The organism is Devosia sp. 919 (assembly GCF_013185965.1).
In the GTDB taxonomy this organism is placed as follows: Bacteria; Pseudomonadota; Alphaproteobacteria; order Rhizobiales; family Devosiaceae; genus Devosia.
The window spans coordinates 1-18,612 of record NZ_JABAOL010000002.1 but is presented as its reverse complement, the minus strand read 5'-3'; the positions used below and the strand labels follow the sequence as shown (position 1 = coordinate 18,612).

The 18,612-nt window shown below is 60.9% G+C and carries 16 protein-coding genes and 1 riboswitch; of the genes, 10 read left to right on the top strand and 6 right to left on the bottom strand.

Translation table 11 applies throughout. The features are described 5' to 3' along the window. The first annotated feature begins 303 nt into the window (after positions 1–303). The 6 genes from HRQ64_RS17495 to HRQ64_RS17470 all read left to right on the top strand — a co-directional run bounded on the left by HRQ64_RS17495 (position 304) and on the right by HRQ64_RS17470 (position 4,743). Positions 304–678 carry a PepSY domain-containing protein gene (locus HRQ64_RS17495; protein ID WP_172125192.1) on the top strand — a complete coding sequence of 125 codons (375 nt, stop codon included), beginning with the start codon at positions 304–306 and terminating at the stop codon, positions 676–678. Positions 679–896: 218 nt separating this feature from the next. Beyond that, a riboswitch (FMN riboswitch) is annotated at positions 897–1,048 on the top strand. 89 nt (positions 1,049–1,137) lie between these two features. After that, entirely contained in the window at positions 1,138–2,181 is a 1,044-nt protein-coding gene (ribD, locus tag HRQ64_RS17490) for a bifunctional diaminohydroxyphosphoribosylaminopyrimidine deaminase/5-amino-6-(5-phosphoribosylamino)uracil reductase RibD (RefSeq protein ID WP_172125190.1), read from the top strand. After that, complete coding sequence (locus HRQ64_RS17485) at positions 2,162–2,770, top strand: riboflavin synthase (RefSeq protein ID WP_172125188.1); 609 nt, start codon at positions 2,162–2,164, stop codon at positions 2,768–2,770. Before ribD ends, HRQ64_RS17485 begins: the two co-directional genes overlap by 20 nt. Further along, positions 2,746–3,966 (top strand): 3,4-dihydroxy-2-butanone-4-phosphate synthase, encoded by a 1,221-nt coding sequence (gene ribB, locus HRQ64_RS17480; protein WP_172125186.1) that lies wholly within the window; start codon positions 2,746–2,748, stop codon positions 3,964–3,966. Before HRQ64_RS17485 ends, ribB begins: the two co-directional genes overlap by 25 nt. 4 nt (positions 3,967–3,970) lie before the next feature. Next, on the top strand, positions 3,971–4,402 hold the full coding sequence (gene ribH / locus HRQ64_RS17475; RefSeq protein WP_210258701.1) for a 6,7-dimethyl-8-ribityllumazine synthase: 432 nt from the start codon (positions 3,971–3,973) through the stop codon (positions 4,400–4,402). A 125-nt stretch (positions 4,403–4,527) separates the two neighbouring features. Next, a complete protein-coding gene (locus HRQ64_RS17470) occupies positions 4,528–4,743 on the top strand; it encodes a hypothetical protein (protein ID WP_172125182.1) in 216 nt (71 codons plus the stop codon). Here HRQ64_RS17470 and HRQ64_RS20265 read toward each other — a convergent pair. The 4 genes from HRQ64_RS20265 to HRQ64_RS17450 form a co-directional block, all read right to left on the bottom strand. Beyond that, positions 4,735–5,340: an AraC family transcriptional regulator gene (locus tag HRQ64_RS20265; protein WP_248308267.1), complete on the bottom strand. Its 606-nt coding sequence runs from the start codon at positions 5,338–5,340 to the stop codon at positions 4,735–4,737. The two genes, HRQ64_RS17470 and HRQ64_RS20265, sit on opposite strands and share 9 nt — an antisense overlap. A 385-nt stretch (positions 5,341–5,725) precedes the next feature. After that, positions 5,726–6,700, bottom strand: a complete 975-nt coding sequence (locus HRQ64_RS17460) for a zinc-dependent alcohol dehydrogenase family protein (RefSeq protein ID WP_172125180.1) — start codon at positions 6,698–6,700, stop codon at positions 5,726–5,728. Between the two features lie 370 nt (positions 6,701–7,070). Beyond that, a complete protein-coding gene (locus HRQ64_RS17455; protein WP_210258700.1) occupies positions 7,071–9,953 on the bottom strand; it encodes a winged helix-turn-helix domain-containing protein in 2,883 nt (960 codons plus the stop codon). A gap of 188 nt (positions 9,954–10,141) precedes the next feature. Further along, positions 10,142–11,041 (bottom strand): pirin family protein, encoded by a 900-nt coding sequence (locus HRQ64_RS17450; protein WP_248308266.1) that lies wholly within the window; start codon positions 11,039–11,041, stop codon positions 10,142–10,144. A 180-nt stretch (positions 11,042–11,221) separates the two neighbouring features. Between HRQ64_RS17450 and HRQ64_RS17445 the strand changes: the two genes are divergently transcribed. Beyond that, positions 11,222–12,886 carry an MFS transporter gene (locus tag HRQ64_RS17445; protein ID WP_172125179.1) on the top strand — a complete coding sequence of 555 codons (1,665 nt, stop codon included), beginning with the start codon at positions 11,222–11,224 and terminating at the stop codon, positions 12,884–12,886. Positions 12,887–12,899: 13 nt separating this feature from the next. On the opposite strand, the gene HRQ64_RS17440 is transcribed toward HRQ64_RS17445, so the two are convergent. Further along, the gene (locus HRQ64_RS17440; RefSeq protein WP_172125481.1) at positions 12,900–13,799 is read right to left on the bottom strand and encodes a LysR family transcriptional regulator; all 900 of its coding nucleotides are present in this window, start codon (positions 13,797–13,799) and stop codon (positions 12,900–12,902) included. 166 nt (positions 13,800–13,965) lie between these two features. Between HRQ64_RS17440 and HRQ64_RS17435 the strand changes: the two genes are divergently transcribed. From HRQ64_RS17435 to HRQ64_RS17425, 3 genes are all read left to right on the top strand, one after another. After that, the gene (locus tag HRQ64_RS17435) at positions 13,966–15,084 is read left to right on the top strand and encodes an NAD(P)-dependent alcohol dehydrogenase (RefSeq protein ID WP_172125177.1); all 1,119 of its coding nucleotides are present in this window, start codon (positions 13,966–13,968) and stop codon (positions 15,082–15,084) included. A gap of 38 nt (positions 15,085–15,122) precedes the next feature. Then, positions 15,123–16,202 (top strand): MBL fold metallo-hydrolase, encoded by a 1,080-nt coding sequence (locus tag HRQ64_RS17430; RefSeq protein WP_172125175.1) that lies wholly within the window; start codon positions 15,123–15,125, stop codon positions 16,200–16,202. A 130-nt stretch (positions 16,203–16,332) separates the two neighbouring features. Next, the gene (locus HRQ64_RS17425) at positions 16,333–17,823 is read left to right on the top strand and encodes an aldehyde dehydrogenase family protein (RefSeq protein WP_172125173.1); all 1,491 of its coding nucleotides are present in this window, start codon (positions 16,333–16,335) and stop codon (positions 17,821–17,823) included. Between the two features lie 481 nt (positions 17,824–18,304). Here the strand turns inward: HRQ64_RS17425 and HRQ64_RS17420 are convergent. Then, positions 18,305–18,612: gamma-glutamyltransferase (locus HRQ64_RS17420; RefSeq protein ID WP_172125171.1), on the bottom strand; the 308-nt coding region annotated here is incomplete at its 5' end.

Here is an 18,612-nt window from a genome sequence, read left to right as displayed (position 1 = left end):
AGTCCCTGACGCTTTCCTTGTCGCGAGCCTGTGTTGGGCGCCATCTGCGACAGGCTACGCGCGAACGCCAGTATGGGCGTGGCCTTGCTGCCAAGGCACGAGGCACCGCGCACTTAGAGCCCCACGTCCTGGAAGAGACTGAAGTAGTCAGCAGGTCCGTCTCGCTCAACAGCGCGACCGCCAGGCCCACTTCCCGGCAAGTCCTTATTGTCTGCGGGGAGAGACGATCAATCCCTTAAACGCAGCTTATTCCTCGGCCTGAGCCTCCCTAGGTAAGTGCGAACAACACGAAAGGAATTCTCGATGTTTTCCATTATCAGGGCCACCGCTGCTGCCGCTTTGCTGCTGGTGTCTCCTGCGGCCCTCGCCGCACAAAGCCTGTCGACCGATAATGACGAGATCAATGGTCGTTCGGCCGCAGCGATGATCGCTAACCTGTCCGCCCGTGGGATCAACGCTACGGCAGTTGAGCTATGGGGTGACGGCGTGCTCAGCGTCAGTGTCAGGGATGCAGACGGCGCTCACCGATTGCTGCTGGTGGACGAGGATACGCTGCGCCCGCTCGAGATTGCGCCTCAAGTCAGCACTGAACTCAACGTGGGCGTCGTGCCCAGCGCTAGTCCGAGGCGCTTGACCAACCTGGCGCCGGAGTCCTTGGTCGAAGACAAGGACGACTGAAGCCGTACAGGACTGCCTCGCTGCTGCGAGACGGTCCTTGCGCTTGGAGCACACAGGCGGGAGCAATTTTGCCGCAAGCCGAAGGCACCAGCATGACTAGTACCCGCGCTCGCAAGCAACTCGCCAGCCAGGTACTGTGCCGTTACCGCAAGGCAGCGTGGGTGGTTACGCCTCTGTGCCCACTTGATACCCACGCCTGTGTGCCTTTATTCAACTAATTGAGTTCTCAGGGCGGGGTGAAATTCCCCACCGGCGGTAATTGTGTCTTTCGGCACATCAGCCCGCGAGCGCCTATCCTCTTGGGGATGGGGACAGCAGATCCGGTGCAATTCCGGGGCCGACGGTATAGTCCGGATGGAAGAGAACCAATGATGTGCACGCGCGCTTTCCGATAACCGGATTTCGCGCGTTGCGTCGTCATTTGCCCTGAAACTCCTCGAAATTGACGAGGAGAAGGGAATGTACCAAACTACAACCATCCCACATATTCGGCCTGAGCACGTTCTTCGGGCCTTTTCGCACGCTCTGGACGCGGCGCGAGCCCATGAGGGGGCAACGGCTCCAAATCCTCCGGTAGGCTGCGTTCTGCTGGATAGGGCGGGGCAGGAATTGGCCGTGGGGGCCCATCGTCGGGCCGGAATGCCACACGCAGAAATCGAGGCCATCGCGAGCGCCCGCGCCCGCGGCAAAGCCGATAGCATCAGCACGATCGTCGTGACGCTCGAGCCGTGCAACCATCATGGACGTACACCACCCTGCGTTGATGCAATCCTGGCCACCAACGCCCAACAGATATGGATAGCCTGCCGCGATCCCAATCCGGATGTGGCGGGTCGCGGAGCAGAGCGGCTGCGTGCGGCCGGGTGCTCGGTGCACTATTTGGCGGACTTAAAGCTACCCGGAGCAGAGTTCCTGCTCGCCAGTGCCGAACGCCTCCTTGAGCCATTCGCGAAGAGGAGTCTGACTGGGCTTACTTTCGTCACCATCAAACAGGCCGTGTCGTCTTGCGGCAGTATGGTTCCGCCTGACGGCCAGAAGACCTTCACCAGTCCGGCATCGCTTGAACTGGCACATCGTCTGCGCCGTAGGGCGGACGCGATCCTTACCGGCTCAGGCACTATCCTGGCTGACGCACCGCTGTTCACCGTGCGGCTGGTCCCGGACCATCCGAACAAGCACCGTATGCTGGTGGTCCTTGATCGTCGCCAGCGGGTTTCTGCCGGCTACCAGGATTCCGTCGAGCAGCGTGGTTTGGCCGTCTACCGGGCTGATCGGGTGCACGAAGCGTTGGAAAAGATCGCCTCGGCAGGGGGCATGGAAGTGCTGGTGGAAGCCGGGCCGACCTTAACCGAACACCTGCTCTCGTCCGGCCAGTGGGACGAACACGTGCTGATCGAGCAGTCAGCAAATTCGGACGGCACTGACAGGGTCACCATTCGCCGCAACGCGGCCACCCAGTTTCACCTACACCGAAAGGAAATCGATGTTCTCGGGCATAATTGAACGCATGGGGCGCGTGACGCGGGCCTCAACCAGCGGCGGTTCGCTTGAACTCGAACTACAAAGCGGCATCACAGACCTTTCCCTCGGCGAAAGTGTAGCCGTTGATGGGGTCTGCTTAACCGTCACCCAGTTCGATGATACCGGCTGGGCCCGGTTTTTTGTCAGCCCTGAAAGCCTGGCGCGGACCAATCTTGGTCGCTTAGCCGTTGGCGATCAGGCCAACCTGGAGCGGGCGGTAACCCTTAACACCCGGCTTTCCGGACACATGGTGCAGGGGCATGTTGATGGGCTCGCTCGGTTGGCGGAACGGCAAGAGACCGATGGCGCTTGGCGGCATGTGTTCCTGCTTCCGGAAGCTCTGGCACGCTACTGCGTGGAAAAAGGTTCGATCACCCTCAACGGCATCAGCTTGACGATCAATGGGGTCGAGCCGCGCGAAGCGGGGCTCGCGGTGATGGTGACCATCATCCCGCATACCTGGAACCACACCAATCTGCACGCCCTCGCCATTGGCGACGACCTCAATGTCGAGGTCGACATTATGGCCAAATATGTGGAGCGCCTATGTCTGCCATATCTCGAGCTCTGACTGAATTGCGCAACGGCGGCATGGTGATCCTCGTCGATGATGAGGATCGAGAGAATGAAGGCGATCTGGTGGCTGCCGCCGAGTTTGTAACTCCTGAGGCGATCAACTTCATGGCCCGGTACGGGCGTGGCCTGATATGCTTGGCGCTCGACGGGGAACAGGTAGATCAGCTGGGTCTGGCACCCATGGTCGCCCATAATGAGGCTCGGCGCTCGACCGCCTTTACCGTCTCGATCGAGGCCCGCGAAGGGATCACCACCGGGATCTCAGCGTATGACCGAGCACAGACCATCCGGGTCGCCGCCGACCCAAAGGCTACAAAGACCGACATCGCCTCGCCGGGTCACGTTTTTCCACTACGGGCGGCCGAGGGTGGTGTGCTGTCCCGCAATGGCCACACCGAAGGCGCCGTGGACCTGATGCGGCTGGCAGGGCTGCGGCCGGCCGGTGTCATCTGCGAGATCATGCGCGACGATGGGGAGATGGCCCGGCGGGTCGATCTGGATATCTTTGCCCAGGAACACGGCTTGCAGATCCTCACTATTCGGGACCTTGTCGCCCATCGCCTCGCCCGTGAGACATTGGTCGACGAAGTTGCCCGGTCTGAACTGCCAACCGAGCACTCGCCAATCCCTCTGGAAGTTCGGGCATTCCGTAGCCGCGCTGATGGGACCGAGCATCTGGCCCTGATCAGAAATCCACTGTCAGGTACTCCGCTGGTGCGCGTGCACTCCGAATGTCTCACCGGCGACGCCTTGGGGTCACTCCGATGCGATTGTGGACCGCAGTTACGAGAAGCATTGCGCCAGATCGCCACCGGGGACGGAGGGGCCTTGATATATCTGAGGGGGCAGGAAGGTCGCGGCATCGGTCTGGCGAACAAGATCCGAGCTTATGCCCTTCAGGACCAGGGCCAGGACACAGTTGATGCCAACACGGCATTGGGTCTCCCGGCAGACGCTCGCACATACGCAGTTGCCGGCCACATCCTGCGCACGCTCGGTGTCAACCGCTTGCGCCTGTTGTCGAACAACCCGGACAAGGTGCTGTCGCTAGAAAAGGTCGGCATCGAGGTCGCACAGCGGATGCCGCTCGAAATACCAGCCAATCCGTACAACTGGCGCTATCTCGCCACCAAACGGGAAAAGCTGGGCCACATCTTCACTGATCCCGAACAAGAGAAGCAAAATGTCTGATGCAATGCCCCGCCTCGCCCTGGTTGTCAGCCAGTTCAACCCCGAGGTCACAGAAGGCCTGCGGGATGGGGCGCTGGCCTATCTGAGCGCGAACGGGATTTCGGTCAACCCGGAGAATATCTACTCGGCTCCCGGTGCTTTCGAGATCCCGCTGATAGCCAAACGGCTTGCTCAGACCGGCTATGATGGCGTGATCTGTTTGGGTTGCGTTATCAAGGGAGATACGGCCCACTTCGAATATATCAGCGAAGCGGTTGCTCACGGTCTGATGCAAGCGGGCCTCGAAACGGGAAAGCCCATCACTTTCGGGATATTGACCACCTACACCGATGAGCAGGCGATCGTGCGGAGCCGCGCCGACGAGCACAACAAGGGGAGGGAAGCGGCTGCCGCCTGCGTTGAAGCCTTGCAAACGCTCGGCGCTGTGCCCCGATAAGGGCTCGTCCTGGCAGGTGGGCAGCCCCGCATCCACGGGGGCTGCCCCCGCTGCGTTCAGCGATGAGGAAAGGTGATTGGATTGCGGTCCGGTGCACTCAAGCGTTGGGCTGCTGCGAGTGTCAGATGAGCAGTATTGACATTGTGGTGGATGCTTCGGTAAGCGGAACAGGCGGCGCAATATTAGTCATTCAAGCAGGCTTGAAGGACATCGGCGCCGACGTCGGCCGCGATACCGATATAGTCACCAAACAGCTCTTCGCAAATCTTTCCGTATTCGGCGACGAGTTCTACGTCGTTTACGAGACTTGCGGGCAACGGGCCAAAGCTTGGCTAGTGTAGGTCAGTGACGGCCATGTTGATCTGCCTCTTGCCATTGATCAGGCCGACAACCCCGTCATCGACCCCAGCGAGCATCACATCGATGACCACCCCTCCGCCGGGTCTGCAACGATGGTGCGCGGTTGCTGTCGTGCCAAGAGGTGCGTTGATCACATTCACCGTTACGCTGGAGCTATCAGGCACGGGCAGTTGCGCAAGCGGATCACGGACGGCACGACGATATTCTGACGGGCTCATGTGGCGATGTTTCTGGAATACCCGGGCGAATACCTGGTTCGACGAATACCCGACCTCAAAGGCGATCTCTGTGATGGGCTCATCCGTCGTCTCGAGCAGCTCACAAGCCTTCTCCATCCTCATAATCGTCAAGTACACGCGTGGCGGCACACCGACGCTTTGCTTGAACATGCGTGCGAAATGAAAGCGGGAAAGTCTCACCTCTGCGGCCAACTCATCAAGGCTGATGTCTTCCGAAATTCGTGCACGCAACAACTCCAGGCAGCGCCGTTCAGCCCATGGGGCAAGGCCGCCCCTTGCCGGCACAAGGGGTGGCCTGACTGAGCGGATGAGTTCTGCAGCATCTTGCAACTTGATCATGTTGTTCTCCAATTGGGATCGTTGGGATTGCGATCCACGCAGGAGGATGATCGGGTGACTCCACGCCGATGTTAAATAAAGGGCTGAAAAAGGATGTAAACCGGCTAAGGACCATATGCCGACTACACCGCTTCAAATCAGAATATGACTCGAAGCTGCAGCACGTAGCCGCTCCTTTGCCCTCAGAACTATGAATCAGCAGAATACGTGACCATAGGTTCATCGGCTTGACGCCCACGATGTCTACCAGCGGTACAATCATTTTCCCGGTCCTGCAGACGCAGGACCGGTCTACCCTGCGCTGAATGTTTATTGAAAGCGTTCAGCGCGGTTGACCTCTGCTGCAACGATCTGTGCCAACGGCTGAGATCACAACATATGCTCCTCACCAAGTGAGTTCGCCGTTGACCTCAATTGCGATTTTGCCTCGAATTCCGTTGTGTGGCGTCTCGAGACGGTCATGCGCCAGCGGAATATCAGCAAGCGCATAGACCGCGCCGATATGGGGCCGCAATTGACCGCGCTCGATCAATGCACTCAGCTCATCAAGCTTGCCGCGGTTTTGTCTGGTGAATACGAAGTGATAACTCGCGTTCTTGCCCCAGGCCTGAACGAGGTTTTGCGGCTGGGCAATGTCCACGATCGTGACGACGCGGCCGAGTTGCGCGAGCGTGTCAGGGCTGCGCGACAACGTGTTGCCGCCGATGGTGTCGAACACGACATCGACTCCGCGGCCACCCGTTTCCCGCATGATAGTGTCGACGTAACTCTCCTGCTCGTAGTCGATGATCATATCGGCCCCAAGGCTACGCGCGAATTCAGCGTTTTCCTGCCGCACAGTCGTCAATACCCTTGCTCCCATCGCCTTTGCCAACTGGATCGCCACATGGCCGACGCCCCCTGCGCCACCATGCACAAGAACGGTTTCCCCCACCCTGAGGGCTGCACGTACGAACAGCGCTTCCCACGCCGTGCCGCCAACCAAGGTCAAGCTTGCCGCCTCTAGATGGCTCAGCGAGGCAGGCTTCTTGCCAACGATGCCGGCGTCGGCAACGTGATACTCGGCGTAGCTTCCCGGCCCACCAAATATGGCGGGGGTGTACCAGACCTCATCTCCAGCAGAGAAGGCGGCCACGCCCGGACCGATTTCTTCGATAACGCCCGATACGTCGTGGCCGGTTATGGTCGGCAGTTGCACCAAGTCGCGATAGTCTCCGCGGCGAACCTGATAATCCAACGGGTTGATGGAGGTGGCATGGACTCGAACCAGAACCTGCCCAGCAAGCGGCACCGGTTTGGGTAAGTGGCGCAACTCGAACGAGTCTGGCCCGCCAAATGATTTAAGGACCATCGCTTTCATCGTAGTGCTGTCTCCTTTTCCGCGCTCAGTTCAAGCCGTCGGAGGCACGGTCTAGCCGAGGACAGGACGCACTGCGGTGCTGAAGCTGCTGCATGCAGAGAATTCTTGCGACCAACTCCCATTTGCTGGAAGTAGCCGTAGATGAGCGAAGCTCATGACCTTAATGCCATGGAATCGGAATTCGCACCCGACGTGTTCGACTAGAGCGGCTCATTCTTAAGCAGCAGTCCGGCTTTTCGCTAGATCGGCTCCACATGCGAGTGCAGTGTGTTCCGGAGCGCTTCCGGCCGCTCTGGCTTGGCGCCATAATCACTGGTTGCTTGATACTCCTGCCCCGGATCCCCCCAAGAGGAAACGCCGAACTTCGTCACTAAGTCGCTGGGCGCCAAGTCTTGATCAGGTGTCGGGCGGTTCTGAGATCGTGCGTATCGTAGCCCTCGCTAAACCCGCTATAAACCTCAGCCAACATTGCGTGGGCTTCGTGGGTGCGCCCCTCGGTTGCACGCAGGCTCCCCAAAGCCATGGTGGAGCGCAACACCAGGCTGAGGGCTCCTTGTTCATATGCTAGTTCAATCGAACGCCGCAACATCGCCTCAGCCGCGCGTGGATCCAGCCGTCCGGCAGCAAGCTCGATCTTGGCACGCGTACGCAGCAGCTCGGGCATCTCGAAAGACTCATGTAGCGCCACAGCACGTTCCATTGCAGCGTCTATAATCAGTTGGGCCTCTGGGATATCACCGCATGCAAGCAGCGCCTCGCAAAGCGATCTGCTCAACATCGTCGCGAGATTTTGCCGTCTCTCCACCTTCAAGGTGTCTAGAGCCTCGCGAAGCTTGCTTGCCGCCGACCGGAATTCTCCTCGGAGCAAAGCAACTTCTCCCGAAAGCGCGAGGCCGAAGGCCGCATTTGTACCGTACGAGTAACGAATGCCGTGCTGAATGAGACGGTCCACTAGCGCCTCGGCTTGCTCAATATCCCCCCTCCACAGGAAAACCGTCGTGGCATACGTCAAGGCAACGAGCATGCTCATGGGTTGCTCGTCTAGCTCCGCTTCCGCGACTGCCTGGCGTGCCACTTGGGCTGCACGGTCCGGAGCGCCGCTCAACCAAAGTGCCCGCGCAAGGACGTTGAGGGCACGCGTCCGATGTGCAAAACCAAGCACATCGACTTTGGTGGTGCCTAGCCTTTCGGCTTGCTTGAAGCCTTCCTCTGTGTGGCGTATGGCGCTCGCATGGTCGCCAGCAAAGTGATACGCACATCCCAGCATCCACTCAGACATGACGATGCCCGTGGCATACCCCGCCTGGTGTGCCAACTCGAGGCTGCGGGAGCCCACCTCGACAGCCTCACCGTAGCGGCCCAGATGAGTCATGACGATATGCTGCGCCGCGTGCAACTCGAGTTCTCGTTTATGATCCTTCAGCTTTCGAGCAAGACTGAGCCCACGTTCGATCGTCTCATGCAGGTCACTGCGGTCGACGCGGGTGAACAGCGCTGACATCGCCAGCGATGCTTCCAATATAAGGTGTGTCTTGGAGCCCTCATGAGGACCCACTTTGTGCAGTGCGGCCTGACACCATCGATGGCACTCGTCGAGCAGGGACAAATCCAATAAATGCGGTGCTGCGAGCGCTGCCAAACGAACGCCCAACTCGCCTTCACCTGTCTTGGAGAAGGCCCAGGCAAGCGCGGTGCGTATGTCGCCCACCTGAACCGAAGCGGGATCGGGACGCCCCTCACGGTTATCCTCACATCGCCTCAGTTGTTTAACCAGATACCCCGCCAGCTTGCCGCAGACGCAGTGGATTTCACCCGATTGCGCCAGTTTTTGCGACGCATACGTGCGGGTCGTGTCCAGTAGCCGGAGATAGCTCGCACCGTTGATGGTCGAGGGCGACAGCAATGACTTGTCGATGAGACTGGCGATTGCGCTTGTCGCCTCCGCATCATCCAGACCAGCGTCTGCCGCGATCGCTTGCGCCGCAGCCAGTTGAAAGGGGCCTGCGAACACCGACAACCGGTACAATACGCGGCGTTCCGCCTGGGACAAGAGGGTGTAGCTCCAATCCAGCATCGCATGGAGCGTCTGGTGCCGGGGAGGCGCGCTGCGGCGGCCGGGCCACAGAAGATTAAATCGGCTCTCGATCAGTTCGGCTGTTCCACGCACGCCATGGAAGGGTACCCGTCCGGCAGCCAGTTCGATTGCAAGGGGGATGCCATCCATGTTCCGGCAGATGTCAGCGGCAAGCAGGGCAACCTCGTCGGTAACTGCCTCGTGCGACCCGCTTGCTGCCGCTCGATCCATGAAAAGCTGCACTGCGGGGAAGGCGATCCAATCCGCTGCCGTAGTGCCCCAACCAATCGGCGGAACATCCAAGGGTGGAAGGATGTGGACGTGCTCCCCCTCTGCACGCAGCAACTCCCGACTGGTCGCGAGGAGATGGGTTTGAGACGTGGACCGATAAAGCCACTCGGAGAGCGCGGCCGTCTGGTCAATGAGGTGCTCGCAATTGTCTAGCACAAGTAATGATCTTCTGGGCGCGAGAAACGCCAGGATGCCCGCCTTGGGATCGTTCGCCTGCACCTTCAGGCCAAGGGCGGAAGCGATCGCACTCGGCACGAGAGAGGCGTCGTGCACGGAGGACAGGTCAACATAATATACCCCGCCCTCAAAGACATCGAGCAATGCGTGGGCGACAGAGATGGCGACAGCTGTCTTGCCCATTCCACCCGGACCGATGATGCTCACGAAGCGATGCTTGGTGAGTAACTCGACGATTGTGGTAACCGAGGAATCGCGCCCAATCAGCCGACTAAGAGCCCGGGGCAACGAGCGTTCACCGACGGACACTGAGGGCTGCCTGCGTGATCCCTGATCGAGCGTCCATGTTTCGGCGCTTTCGAGGGATGAGGACTCGAGCTGCGCTCGGGTAACGGGCGCAACAAAGCTATACCCCCGACCCGGGATGTTCACGATGTAGCGGGCACCGTTTTTGCCGTCGCCCAAGCTCTTGCGCAGGCTTGCGATGTTGACCCGCACATTAGCCTCGTCGACCACCAGCCCCGACCAGGCACGCGCAATCAATTCTCGCTGGGATAGCACCTCTCCTGCGTGTTCAACCAGTGCAATGAGCAGGTCAAGCGCGCGACTCCCGATCGGGATGCTAGCCCCGTTCGACTGCAGCAAACGCCCTGACACATGCAGGCGGAACGGGCCAAATTCAACGATTTCGTCGACTACCTGCGGCAGCACGCGACAACACTCCTATCAGCACCCTCCCTCTGATGAAGCGCGATCAGCCGGGGACATGCGCCGCCCGGCCCTGCTTCAGTTTGCCCAAGATATTCCGATCTGGAGACAAAATTGGTGTGGGGGGTCGGTCTTCCTCACTGGCACGTTACTTTCTGATTGCTGCCGCACGGCCATACCGTGCGGACACATCATGCATGGGCGACCGGCCGCATCGTGCCGGCGTGCGGAAATTTTCCGTGGCGATAGGCGTCGTAGTAGCCAGCCAATTCCTCACGCGAGCCAGCGATAAACGGCCCCTGCGCGACCACCGAAATGTTCTGCGGTTGCCCCGCGTACAGCAGTAGACGAGCGCCGCTATCGCCCGCCCGCAATGAGAGTGAACTGGCGCCATTGCCCAGGGGTCCTGTCCAGCCCACCGCGCCCTTGGTTAAGACCTCTGCGGTGACGCCGGCCTCCACCTCGCCGTCGATCACCACGACAAATCCGTTGTAGGAGGCCGGCAGCTGCGGCGCGAACACGGCGCCCGGCCCCAACCAAATGTCGATCAACGTGACCGGGACAGCGTTCATCGTCGGTGCCGCCGCTTCCCCTAGCTGGCCGCTATAGACTTTCGCCATGACACCAGGCTCGGCATGAGTCGGCATCGCAGCTCCGCGGAGGATTTGCACCCGGGGCGGCATATTGCGCTGCGCCTCAGGCAGGATCAGCCAGAGCTGGAACAGACGCATCCCGGTGGAGACCATCGTGTTCTCCGCATGGACGATGCCGCTGCCGGCGGTCATCCACTCGACGTCGCCTTCCTCCAGCCGCCCGCCGGTATCCTCCATGGTGCCATTGAGCATGAAGGTGACGGTTTCCAGGCCGGCATGAGGGTGCGCCTCTCCGAAACTTCCCGCCAGCGTAATGTTATCATCGGCCATCAGGAAGAATGGATCGGTCGCAGCTAGTTCGCCCGGTGCAACTACCAAAGCGGCCTGATGCCTCTCGCCGCCGAAGCCAGGCTCTAGCGCCGGTATCCTGGTGACGCGATCTATCGATCTCTCAAACATTGGCAAGTCCTTCTCGTGGTTCGGAGCAGTCTTCGTCATGAAGTGACAGCTCCAGCCTTATTGCCCTCCATCTCGGAAATGTCTGAGCTCGATCAAGATGCGCGTTCAAGAACCCAGCGTTGCCCATCAAGGAACCTAAAGGTTCGTGATGGTTTCGGGCCGGCCGTCTACCTTTGCTCCATGACAGATTCATTCGATAGCCCGCATGAGCGCCGACCCATGAACCGGATGCGCGATCTCCTGGATGAGGAGGTCCATGAGTTTCCAGAGCACGAGCGCGCGCCCGTCGCCGGTTCGCCTGCGACGCCGGCTCATGGCCGAGCGACTCGACTCGCTTATGTGCTTGTCGCGCTGCTCGTCGGGATGACTGCGGGCATGGGCAGCGCGCTGGTGAACGTCAACACGCAGCAGCTGCAACGGCTCTTCGATCTGAGCGCCAATCAGGTGGCGTGGCTGCCGACCAGCTATGTGATGACCGCGGTCTCGGCCAACCTGCTGCTGATCAAGGTTCGACAGCAATATGGCCTGCGCCGTTTCGCGCTGGTCTTCCTGGGCCTTTATGCCGCGCTAGCCCTGGCACATCTTTTCGTCTCGGATCTTGGGGCGACATTGCTGCTGCGCGCGACCAGCGGGTTCGTTGCGGTGGCACTGATACCACTTTGCCTCTTCCACATGATGCAGGCTTTGCCCTCGGAATGGCGGCTGCGGGGATTGGTACTCGGCATCGGAGTGACGCAATGCGCGATGCCGCTGGCGCGTGTCCTGTCGCCCTCCTTGCTTGCCAGCCAGGGGCCGCGTTCCCTGTTCATGTTCGAGGCGGGACTCGCCCTGCTGTCGCTCGCCGCGGTCGGCTTGGTCCGCCTGCCGCCGGCGGTGCGCGTGAGCGTCTTCAAGCCGCTGGACTTACTGATCTTCGTTCTGATGGGGGGTGGGCTGGCTCTGATCGCGGCTGTGCTGGGACTGGGCCGATGGGAGGGATGGTTTCAGGCGCCATGGATCCTCGTGTCGCTTTTGGTCGCCATACCCGCGTTGGTGGCGGCAGCTGCCATCGATACATACCGCGAAACACCGCTGCTGAACCTTCGTTGGCTCAGGCGTGGCGATGTCGCCCGTTTTGCCGCGGCCATCTTCATGGCGCGCATCGTCTTGGCCGAACAGGAGGTTGCGGTCGCGGTCGTGAAGTCGCTCGGAGCCACGAACCACCAACTCTGGACGCTGTCGCTGGTCATGTTCGGCGGGGCCGTCGCCGGTGTCTTGGCGAGCGCAGTCTCGGTAAATGCCGAGAAGCTGGCCCGGCCGATAATGCTGTCGATCGGGATCGTCGCCATCGCGGCCCTGATCGACAGCGCGGCGACAGATCCACATCATCTGCAGCGCTTCTACGTATCGCAGGCGGCGATCGCATTCGCCGGAACGTTCTTCCTGGGGCCGGCGCTGCTGCTAGGCATCACCAGCGCACTCCAGCAGGGTAGCCGAGAGCTTATCAGCTTCATCGTCCTGTTTGGCGTCGTCAACGCACTCGGCGCGCTGGCCGGTCCCGCGCTGCTGGGGAGTCACACCGACTGGTCCGTGGCAGCGACCGGAGCGACGCAGGGCGCACAACTGGACACGTTGCGTTTGGCGGCAGGTATCGCCGCATTCACAACGATCTACCTCGCGATCCTCCTCGCAATCCGGATACGACGGCGCCTGAAGGAGCTGCGGGCTCTGGACTTTGCAGGTCCGGCTCTTCAGCCGGGGGCACCAGACGCGCCCGGAGTCCAGTCGATCGATAGTGGCTGGCGCCCGCCTCGTCCCGGCAATGCTCCTGCTGCGGTGTTTGCGGCGATTGCGATCGTTGGTGTTGCGCTGCTGCTCGCAGCCTGGGGCCTGCCCGCACTGTGAATCGACGAGCTGCTCAAATTTCCCGGTCGATCTTCTCGTAGAGGAAGTTTACCAGGGCGCGCACTCTCGCAATATCAGATCGTGCGGGTGGCATGAAGATCTGCAGATCGGCGCCCTCATGCGGGAAGGCAGGCAGGACGGCTTCCAGTTCACCTCGCATCAGCGGTCCCTCGACCATAAACCTCGGAACGACGGTCACGCCCAGCCCTGCACGCGCGGCCGCCAAGAGCATCTGCCCGTTGTCAGTACGGAACTCCGAGTTCATGCGCACATGCTCCCAGCCATCGGCACCCTGGAACCCCCAGTTTCCGGTGTCCTGGACGTGGAGCATGGCTTTATGAGCGTTCATATCGGAGGGTTTGGACGGGCGCCCTTGCGTATCGAGATAAGCCGGGCTGGCGACGACCACCCAGCGGACCTTGGCAAGTTTGCGGGTGATGAGCGTCAGATCCGAGTCGGTTCCCGGCTTGATCGCGAGGTCATAGGCTTCGGCGCTCATGTCCACCCGACGATCCTCGAAGGATATGTCTAGCTGAATGCGCGGATGGAGCATCGCGAACTCAGCTAGCAGGGGCGCGAGTACAAAATCGCCAAAGGCAGTCTGCACCTGGATGCGGAGCAGCCCGGAAATCTCGCTCGTCAGTTTGTTGACGACTTCCCGCGCTGATTCCAGTTCCGCCAGGCCGCCTCCGGCGCGCGCGTGATACTTACGGCCGACATCGGTCAACGTCGTGCCCCTCGGCGTGCGGATCAGCAATTGAGCGCCGAGAACCTTTTCCAGACGACTGATACGACGGCTTACGATGGACTTGGCGATGCCAAGACGCGCAGCCGCATTCGCAATACCGCCGGTTTCGACCACCCGAACGAACGAGATTACATCCAAGAGATCAACGGGCGCGGGTTCCGGCATCAGCAACTCCGAGTTCCTGCCACGATGGCTATTGCAACACTATAGAACCGCTACTCTCGGCGAAAGGGTTGCGGACACAAGGCCGCACACCCGGGTCACATCTGACGGAAGCCCCCCAATGACCTCACAAGCCACTGATGATCCTCATGTTGAGGCAAGAGCACGCATGACCCAGCCAGCACGCGCAGCGGTGATCGAACGAAAGGATGGGCCGTTCATCATGCAGGATGTCACACTTGAAGCCCCCCGGCCGGACGAGGTGCTCGTGCGAATGGTTGCGACAGGGATCTGTGCGACCGACGCCCATGTCCGCCGTCAGCTGCTGCCGGCACCGCTCCCCGCGATCCTTGGCCACGAGGGCGCGGGCATCGTGGAACGCGTTGGATCGACAGTCACCCACGTCAAGCCCGGGGATCACGTCGTACTGTCCTACCACTCCTGCGGGCAGTGCAAACCCTGCCTGTCCTCCCACGCCGCTTATTGCGATAAGGTTTGGGAAGCCAACTTCGCGGGCGCGAGACTGGACGGTTCCAGTGGCGTGGGGCGGCAAGGCCCGGAGAATCTACATGCCCATTTCTTCGGCCAGTCCTCGTTCGCTACCCATGCGCTCGCGCATCAGCGAAACACCGTCAAGGTGCCGAACGACGTTCCGCTGGAAATACTGGGACCGCTCGGTTGTGGCATGCAGACCGGCGCAGGCGCGATCCTGAAGGCGATGAAGGTTCCGGTCGGCGCTACCGTCGCCGTTTTCGGCGTCGGCGCGGTCGGCCTTGCTGCGATCATGGCCGCCAGGGTCGCACAAGCTGCCACTATCATCGCCATTGACGTGAACATCGAACGGCTGGAACTTGCGAAAGAGCTCGGTGCGACGCATGTCGTGAATGCCGCAAGCGGAGCGGACGTCTGCTCCGAGATTCGACAAGTCGAACAGAGGGGCGTCGAGTTCATCCTCGACACCAGCGGTCGCGCGGCGAACCTCGATGCTGGGATCGGTGCGCTCGCCCCGCTCGGGAACTTCGGGTTCGTCGCGTTCAATGATCACTCGGGCGCGATCGTGGATGCGGCGCGTCTTTCGGTCGGGCAGACCCTCCAGGGTATCATCCAGGGCGACGCGGTGTCGGCGCTGATGATTCCAGAGCTGATCGGTCTTTATCGCAGCGGCCGTTTCCCGTTCGACAGGCTTATCACCTTCTACGATTTCGCCGACATCAACCAGGCATTTGAAGACACCGCCTCAGGCCGCGTCATCAAGGCTGTCCTCCGCTTCGGGCACTCAGGAGTCTGAACGGCCGAACTCTACAATCAGACAAGAAGGAAACAAGCATGTGCGATAACCACCAGAAGCCCATCACGGCGTCAGACACACCCGCGTTTTTCGGCATTGACCGATACGGCTTTCCCGAGGCGGGCGAGCATCCGCTCGATCCTCCTGAATACTATCCTCCCTACTTTCATAGTGAGCGTTTCCAGAAGCTTGGCTACTATGTTGAGGAGCTTCGCGGCGGCTTCTACTGGGTGACGAGTGGCGGCTATGACGCGGCATTCGTCGTGACAGACGATGGCGTAGTCGCTATCGATGCTCCTCCGACCCTCGGTGAGAACATGCTCGCCGCGATCGAGGAGGTTACGGACAAGCCGGTTACCCATGTGATTTACAGTCACTGGCACACCGACCATATCGGGGCCGCCTCAATCTACGGACCAGACGTCGAGATCGTTGCCCATGAGATCACGAAGGAGCTGCTGGAGCGTTTCCCTGATCCCAGCCGCCCTCTACCCACGATCACCTTTGACAAGAAGCACACGCTCACGGTGGGCGGCGTAACGCTGGAGCTATCCTACAAGGGTGAGAACCACTGCCCTGGCAACATCTTCATCTATGCCCCGGCACAGAAGGTTCTGACCTGCATCGACATCATCAGCCCCGGCAGCGCCACCTTCATGCACTGCGACGCCTCCCAGAACATCACGGCCTGGTACGAGGCTCAGCACCAAATCATGGAGTTCGATTTCGACTTTCTAGTAGCCGGGCACCACATGAAATATGGCACCCCTGAGCTAGTCAAAGAATCAATCGAGTATTTTGCTGACATTCTCGACGGTGCACAGGCAGCAATCGACATCTACTCCCGCTCCGATCGGCTGATGGACATTCTCCTGGAACCAGGCCTCGATCGCTTTTGGGTTGGATCTGAAAACTGGATCAACTCGATGGTCAATTACGCGACCAAGTACGTGCTCGAGAAAAAGACCAGCAACGGCAAGCTTTGGTCCGAGCGTCTGGCCGGTGTGACCACGCAAACCAAGTATCACGCCTATACTGTCATGGAGTCGATCCGCCTCGAGCGGCCGCGGCCAAACTACCGGCTGCGCGGTGAGAACCCACCGCCGTTCTTCGCCTAGTCTCAAGCCCGCTCCTCCCGCCAGACTATGCGGCGGGAGGAGCAACGAACCGTGGCTCCGCAGCAGCGCCGCTTCATTTCGGGCGATGCCGGAACCCGTCATGCCATGCAGGTTCCGGAAGGATGATCCGATGACGACTTACTTTGCCCAGAACTGGATCGACGGCGCGTTCGTTTCGTCGACGAAACGCAGCGCTTCTATCAATCCGGCTACCTACGATTCCATCGGAGAATATGCAGACGATGGTGGGGCGGCTGCCGCCGCCGCGATCGCCGCAGCCGCCCGCGCCTTTCGCGGTTCGGAATGGGCGCACGATGCCGAACTCCGCGCGAGAGTTCTTGACCAGATGGCGGCGGCGATCGAAGGGAACGGCGATCGATTGATCGATATCCTCTCGCTCGAGAACGGAAAGGTCCGGAGCGAAGCCACACTCGAAGTCTCCGCAGCCCCGAGCAAGCTGCGCTACTGGGCGGCGATGGCCCGCACGGAGGCGGGCCGCGCCACGCGGCCGCGACCTGGCAGCCTTTCGATCGTCCTGCGCCAACCGATGGGTGTGGCGGGCGTCATTGTGCCGTGGAACTCACCAATCATCCTGGCGGCGAGGTCGTTCGCACCTGCGTTGGCGGCGGGCTGTACCGTCGTGGTAAAGATGCCTGGACAGGTCGCGCAGACAGCAGCTGTGCTGGCGGAGATACTCGCCGAGAGCACAGATCTGCCTCAGGGCGTCATGAACCTCTTCCTCGAAAGCGGATCAGACGGCGCTGCGCTCCTTGTCGAGAGTGCCAACGTGCCGACGATCAGCTTCACAGGAAGCACGCGGACCGGCGCTGCCATCGGCGCGGTCGGCGCGGCCCGGATCAAGCGGTTCGGCCTTGAGCTTGGGGGCAAGGCGCCAATGATCGTATTCGACGACGCCGACATCGCCCCGATGTTGCCTGTGCTCGAAAAGGCTCTAACTGTGTTCGCCGGTCAATTCTGCATGACGGGTTCCCGGCTGCTCGTTCAGGACGCGGTGTACGATGCCGTCCGGGATCAGCTCGCCGAGCGACTGCGCGCCGTGCGTGTCGGCCCAGCCTCCGATCCAGCGAGTGATATGGGTCCGCTCATCGACAAGGCGAACGTGGCGCGGGTCGACAAGGTCGTCCAGAACGCGATCGACGCCGGGGCAAACCCGGTCGTCCGCGGGGGACCGGTCACCGAGGGTCCGCTGGCCAAGGGAGCGTTCTTCCGCCCCACTTTTCTCGAGGTCGCCAACAACAGGCTTGCTATCGTGCAGGAGGAGACCTTCGGTCCAGTTCTCACCATCCAGCGCTTCGGCGACGAGGACGAAGCCATCGGCCTTGCCAACGACAGCGACTACGGCCTGTCCGCCAGCGTCTGGACACGAGATCTCGACCGCGCCCTGCGGGTAGCCCAAGCCCTGGAGGCGGGCAGCGTCTTCGTGAACGACTGGGCGAAGGTGTATGACAGCACCGAGGAGGGCGGGTTCAAGCTGTCGGGACTGGGTAGGCTGAACGGCCACGCCGCGCTCGACGACTTCATTGAATACAAGCACATCGCGCTCAAGCCGGGCCTAGCTGGACCGTCGGTCCGGCCGCGGCTCCCTACGCGCTCCGCCTGAGCCTTGTCGGCTTGAGCTAATTTTCAATTCGCCACGAACATGAACTACCCATGGCTCGCGAAACGATCCGAAATCCCCATACCGACCAGCGGCACCAGCCAGCTTGTTGTCGCTCGGTCGACGCCCCATCTTCCCGGCGTAACAGGGGTAGGCTTTAGTCCACCATCGTCTGGCGGCTTCGACGACATGCCCTTCGAGCTCCCCTTCAGATCACTGACGTTTGCTGTTTGCGTTTAATGGCCGGAAGCCGACTGACCGCTTCCCACCCCGTTTCTGCTGTTCCGCATAACGACCCGGAAGGGCAGGGTAGGGGCCGGCAGCGGACTGGCAGCTCTTGGTAATCGCTCGTCGAAAGCAGACACTGGGGGTGGGTAGGCCAACAACTTGGTTGCGGGCCGGCACCGGACTGTCCGGGTTTAGCCATGTAACAGAGGGCGATCTCGCGTCACGATGCGTGGGTGATCTTTTGCGGCCAGACCTCTCACCCCCTAGGATCGTGACCTCCATCGAGCGAGCCGTGAATGTCGATGGCGATCGCGCCGGCCTGTCCTGCTAGTGGGCTTAACGCGGGGATTGGCGCCACTTCATGGCCGCGCCTTGCGAGTTCTTGGTGAACTGATGGTGGGAACTGGCCTTCAAGTTTAAGCGTGTCGCGGCTGTCGGAAAATGTCCGTCCCAGCAAGAACCTCCCCCCCGCCAACGCTTCGGCTGGCCGTCTGCCGTAATCAATGAGGCGCGTGAGCAGCATGGCGAGCGTTTGCGGCTGCCCGTCCGCCCCTTGGGTCCCAT

Excerpts from the sequence above, each read along its gene's own strand:
- HRQ64_RS17495 (WP_172125192.1), top strand. The coding sequence starts at position 304 with ATGTTTTCCATTATCAGGGCCACCGCTGCTGCCGCTTTGCTGCTGGTG.
- HRQ64_RS17445 (WP_172125179.1), top strand. The coding sequence starts at position 11,222 with ATGAACCGGATGCGCGATCTCCTGGATGAGGAGGTCCATGAGTTTCCA.
- ribH (WP_210258701.1), top strand. The coding sequence starts at position 3,971 with ATGCCCCGCCTCGCCCTGGTTGTCAGCCAGTTCAACCCCGAGGTCACA.
- HRQ64_RS17430 (WP_172125175.1), top strand. The coding sequence starts at position 15,123 with ATGTGCGATAACCACCAGAAGCCCATCACGGCGTCAGACACACCCGCG.
- HRQ64_RS20265 (WP_248308267.1), bottom strand. The coding sequence starts at position 5,340 with ATGATCAAGTTGCAAGATGCTGCAGAACTCATCCGCTCAGTCAGGCCA.
- HRQ64_RS17425 (WP_172125173.1), top strand. The coding sequence starts at position 16,333 with ATGACGACTTACTTTGCCCAGAACTGGATCGACGGCGCGTTCGTTTCG.
- HRQ64_RS17460 (WP_172125180.1), bottom strand. The coding sequence starts at position 6,700 with ATGAAAGCGATGGTCCTTAAATCATTTGGCGGGCCAGACTCGTTCGAG.
- HRQ64_RS17440 (WP_172125481.1), bottom strand. The coding sequence starts at position 13,799 with ATGCCGGAACCCGCGCCCGTTGATCTCTTGGATGTAATCTCGTTCGTT.
- ribB (WP_172125186.1), top strand. The coding sequence starts at position 2,746 with ATGTCTGCCATATCTCGAGCTCTGACTGAATTGCGCAACGGCGGCATG.
- HRQ64_RS17450 (WP_248308266.1), bottom strand. The coding sequence starts at position 11,041 with ATGACGAAGACTGCTCCGAACCACGAGAAGGACTTGCCAATGTTTGAG.
- HRQ64_RS17435 (WP_172125177.1), top strand. The coding sequence starts at position 13,966 with ATGACCCAGCCAGCACGCGCAGCGGTGATCGAACGAAAGGATGGGCCG.
- HRQ64_RS17485 (WP_172125188.1), top strand. The coding sequence starts at position 2,162 with ATGTTCTCGGGCATAATTGAACGCATGGGGCGCGTGACGCGGGCCTCA.
- HRQ64_RS17470 (WP_172125182.1), top strand. The coding sequence starts at position 4,528 with ATGAGCAGTATTGACATTGTGGTGGATGCTTCGGTAAGCGGAACAGGC.
- ribD (WP_172125190.1), top strand. The coding sequence starts at position 1,138 with ATGTACCAAACTACAACCATCCCACATATTCGGCCTGAGCACGTTCTT.